The 3,592-nt window shown below is 38.4% G+C and carries 6 protein-coding genes; 5 read left to right on the top strand and 1 reads right to left on the bottom strand.

Going from position 1 to position 3,592, the window contains the following annotated elements:
- From RM529_RS16420 to RM529_RS18075, 5 genes are all read left to right on the top strand, one after another.
- The coding region (locus RM529_RS16420; RefSeq protein WP_311485821.1) for a type IV secretory system conjugative DNA transfer family protein at positions 1-1,212 on the top strand (1,212 nt) is incomplete at its 5' end.
- Between the two features lie 62 nt (positions 1,213-1,274).
- Complete coding sequence (locus RM529_RS16415; protein ID WP_311485820.1) at positions 1,275-2,039, top strand: DUF6088 family protein; 765 nt, start codon at positions 1,275-1,277, stop codon at positions 2,037-2,039.
- On the top strand, positions 2,039-2,836 hold the full coding sequence (locus RM529_RS16410; protein ID WP_311485819.1) for a nucleotidyl transferase AbiEii/AbiGii toxin family protein: 798 nt from the start codon (positions 2,039-2,041) through the stop codon (positions 2,834-2,836). Before RM529_RS16415 ends, RM529_RS16410 begins: the two co-directional genes overlap by 1 nt.
- 38 nt (positions 2,837-2,874) lie before the next feature.
- Positions 2,875-3,015, top strand: a complete 141-nt coding sequence (locus RM529_RS16405; protein WP_311485818.1) for a hypothetical protein — start codon at positions 2,875-2,877, stop codon at positions 3,013-3,015.
- A gap of 239 nt (positions 3,016-3,254) precedes the next feature.
- Positions 3,255-3,335: a hypothetical protein gene (locus RM529_RS18075; RefSeq protein WP_349254648.1), complete on the top strand. Its 81-nt coding sequence runs from the start codon at positions 3,255-3,257 to the stop codon at positions 3,333-3,335.
- 29 nt (positions 3,336-3,364) lie between these two features.
- Here the strand turns inward: RM529_RS18075 and RM529_RS16400 are convergent.
- A partial coding sequence (locus RM529_RS16400; RefSeq protein ID WP_311485817.1) for a DUF4138 domain-containing protein occupies positions 3,365-3,592 on the bottom strand: 228 nt, incomplete at its 5' end.

Below are 3,592 nucleotides of genomic sequence, written 5' to 3'. Positions count from 1 at the left end.
AAGCATTTTCAAAAGGAGAATTTTTGTGGGGTGATTCACGACTATAAGGATTTTGAGCTTACGGAAATGGCCTATCCGCTATTTAAAGACAGGGAAATTCCCTTTAAGATTATTTCCTTTGATAAGATCTTCCACAGGGTGAATCCCATCGCTCCACGATACCTGGAGAACGAGGAAAGCGTCAATGAAGTCTCCAGGGTACTGGTGGAAAACCTATTGGAGCAACGGGAATCAGGTACTTCGGGGACTACAAAATTTTTTAATGATGCCGCGGAAGGGCTAATCGGGGGACTGATCTGGAAATTAAAAACCGATTACCCGAAGTTTTGCACCCTTCCACATCTTATCGCTATCTACCAGTACCTGGATACCGATAGCCTGATCCAGTTTTTGGAAACCAATACTACCTCCCGCGCCATGGCCGATGCTTTTATTAGTGGTAAAGACTCTGAGCGGCAAACAGCCGGGGTGAAAAGTACCCTGGCCAATACGCTCAAAAGGATCAGTACCCAACAAATTTTTATGGTTCTTTCTAAAAATGAGGTTTCACTTCATATTAATAGTGAAGAGAATCCTTCGGTTATTTCAGTAGTGAACAATCCCAAATACGAAGCTTCCTACTCACCGGTTATAGCTACCATCATACATACTATCACCAAACAAATGAGTGTTCGTAATTCGAAAGCTTCTTTTTTATTAATGGAAGAGGCGCCCACCCTTCGTTTACTGAATATGCACCGTATCCCTGCCACGCTTCGCAGTTATGACATAGCTACGATTTATGTAATGCAGGATAAGATCCAAAACGATATGATGTATGGGGATAAAGCAAGCAAGGCGATCCTGAGCAACCTGTCCTACCAATTCTTTGGAAAGGTGAACGATCCCGATACCGCCAAATATTATGAGCGCTTTTTTGAAATTGTGAAAAAGCCCACCACCAGCGTAAACCGCGGGTATAGTCTTGATTTTGATACAAGGGTGACCATCGGGGAGAAGGAAATTCCAAAAATCCGTGCCGATGTTTTCTTTCGATTAAAACAAGGAGAGTTTATTACGTATGCGGATGGGAAGGATAAAAAAGTACAGTTTAAATTACAGAAAATTCACCGTGAGTTACCTGAGGCTAAAGATCAAAAACCTTATTCCAAAGCTGATCTGAAAGCTAATTTTGAGCGAATTTATGAGGAGGCAAGATCGATATTTGAGTAAGCGAAATAGTTATTAAGTATCATTTCATTTTTGGTACTTGTCAAGTAAATACTGTAAAAAACTTGACAATTTATATTTTAATTCACTATCTTTGTGGTGCTATGAATATTGCGACATCCATAAAGTCTAAAGTAGATCGTATAAATACCGGGAAGGTATTTACCTATGATAGCTTATCTATTCCCCAAACCGAATTTTCTGCTGCTGCAAAAGCTTTAAGTAGATTGGCTGCAAGAGGGGTGATTAAAAGATATAAAAATGGTATGTACTATAAGCCCGAACAAACTATTTTTGGGGAAATAAAACCAAGTGAGGAAGAATTACTTTATAATTATCTTTTTGAAGAAGGTAAGCAAGTTGCATACATAACCGGACTTCGTCTATATAATGAATTTGGCCTTACTACTCAAATCCCTACAACGGTAAGAGTGGCCAGCTGGGATAAGATGATAAAAACCAAGATTGGAAATTTGGTTGTAAAGCCTGCAAAAAGTTACGCACCCGTATCCCAAGAAACTATTCCTTTCTTGCAATTATTGGATGTAATGAAAGACTTTAAGAAGATCCCAGATTTGGACAAAAAGGAGGGTGTTGATTTTTTGAAGAAAAGAATTAAAGCGCTTTCTGATAGTGGTAAAATTAAATTGGTCGAGTTTGCTAAATCCTATCCTCCCAAAGTGAGGGCATTTTTAGGTGCTCTTCTTGAGGCACTCTCATTTAACGAGGTGGGTGAACCACTTAAAAACACTATTAATTATTTAAGTAGTTATGAATTCGGAATATCCGAAAATATATTGCCCACCATTTCAAACTGGAAGATCTCCTGATGAATTTACATAATTATAAAACTGCATTTCAGGGAGCTATTGTTGCTACTGCCCAACACTTTGGGATTTCTGAAATCTATGTAGAAAAGGACTATTGGGTTACCTTAGCACTTAAAGAGATTTTTACTAATAAATCAACCAGCCAACTCGCCGTGTTTAAAGGTGGAACATCCCTTTCTAAATGCTTTGGCGTAATTGAGCGCTTTTCTGAAGATATTGATTTGGTGGTTATAAAAGAGGAGGGGGAAACCGATAATTCCTTAAAGCGAAAACTCAAAAAAGTCACTGGTGTACTGGAACCTGTGATGACTGTTATTCCCGAACATCCTTTAGAAAACAAACGGGGCAAAATTAGAAAAGTGGTTTATGGGTATGATAAAGTAGGCGTGGAGGGTGCATTTGGCCAGATACGGGATCATATTGTAGTAGAAGCCTCAAGTCTTGGGAAATCCCATCCATCGGAAATAGTCAGTGTCCATTCCCTGATTGCGGCTTTTATTGCCACGACTAATAATGTAGACCTTATCAATGCGTATCACCTTGAACCTTTTAAGGTTACGGTATTAAGTATAGAACGTACATTTTGTGAGAAAATAATAAGCCTGATAAGGTTTTCCTATACCGAAAACCCTCTGGAAGATTTAAAAGATAAGGTTCGCCATACTTACGATTTGCATCAACTTTTACAACAAGATAAAATTTCTTCGTTTTTGAAATCTGATGATTTTGAAAAAATGCTACTGCAAGTGGGGAAAGACGATGATAAGGCTATCCCAATAACAAGGAGTGGTTATTAAAACATCCATCCCAGTCCTTGTTCTTTAGCCAAACAGAAATGGTTTGGAAATCCCTGGGCAAAACCTATTCCGGTTCATTTAGGGAGCTGCTAACAGGAGATCTTCCTGAAGAGGTGAAGGTATTAAAATCCATGATGAGGATTTCCGTAAGGCTAAAGGAAGTGAAATGGGAAATTTAAAACTACCTCCGTTCAAACAAGCCAACAACTAGTTAATATTTAAATTAACAACCTAAGTGCTAATCCGGTAACCCAATTACCCTGCAAGAGAGCCCGCAAGTCACCCCGCAAGTTCAGGATCTCTTAAATGTGGTTAATGGTAAAGATAGCAGAAGTGAGTTTCAATACCATTAAGGACTTTCCGATAGAGAAAAATTTAGAAAAATTTATTTGCAACCTGCCCTTGCCGAAGGATTGAAATGACCATTCCCGAGAAACCACAAAGTAGTAAACAGGGTTATAGGCTGACTGTCAGGGGTGCAAAAGCCACAAAAATTTAAAATTTTAAAGTCGGAATTTTTCAATATTATCAATTAGGATCATTAATAAACCGATGGGAAATCTTTAATTTCAAATTCCGTTCTCCGTCTTTTTCATTAAGCTCTAATATCGCCCTTCTTTCTTTAGATAAAGAAAACTTTGGCAGTACATAAACCATTCTTACAGTTTGATTTTTTCCAATCTTGGCCGGCACATTGTATTTAAAAACCGGATCCTGGTATAAACGCTGCAGGGATTTCTTCTTTCCCTTTTTGCG

The organism is Autumnicola edwardsiae (genome assembly GCF_031846505.1).
Lineage (GTDB): Bacteria > Bacteroidota > Bacteroidia > Flavobacteriales > Flavobacteriaceae > Autumnicola > Autumnicola edwardsiae.
The sequence above is the reverse complement of the archived record's forward strand: the minus strand, read 5'-3'. Positions and strand labels throughout refer to the sequence as shown.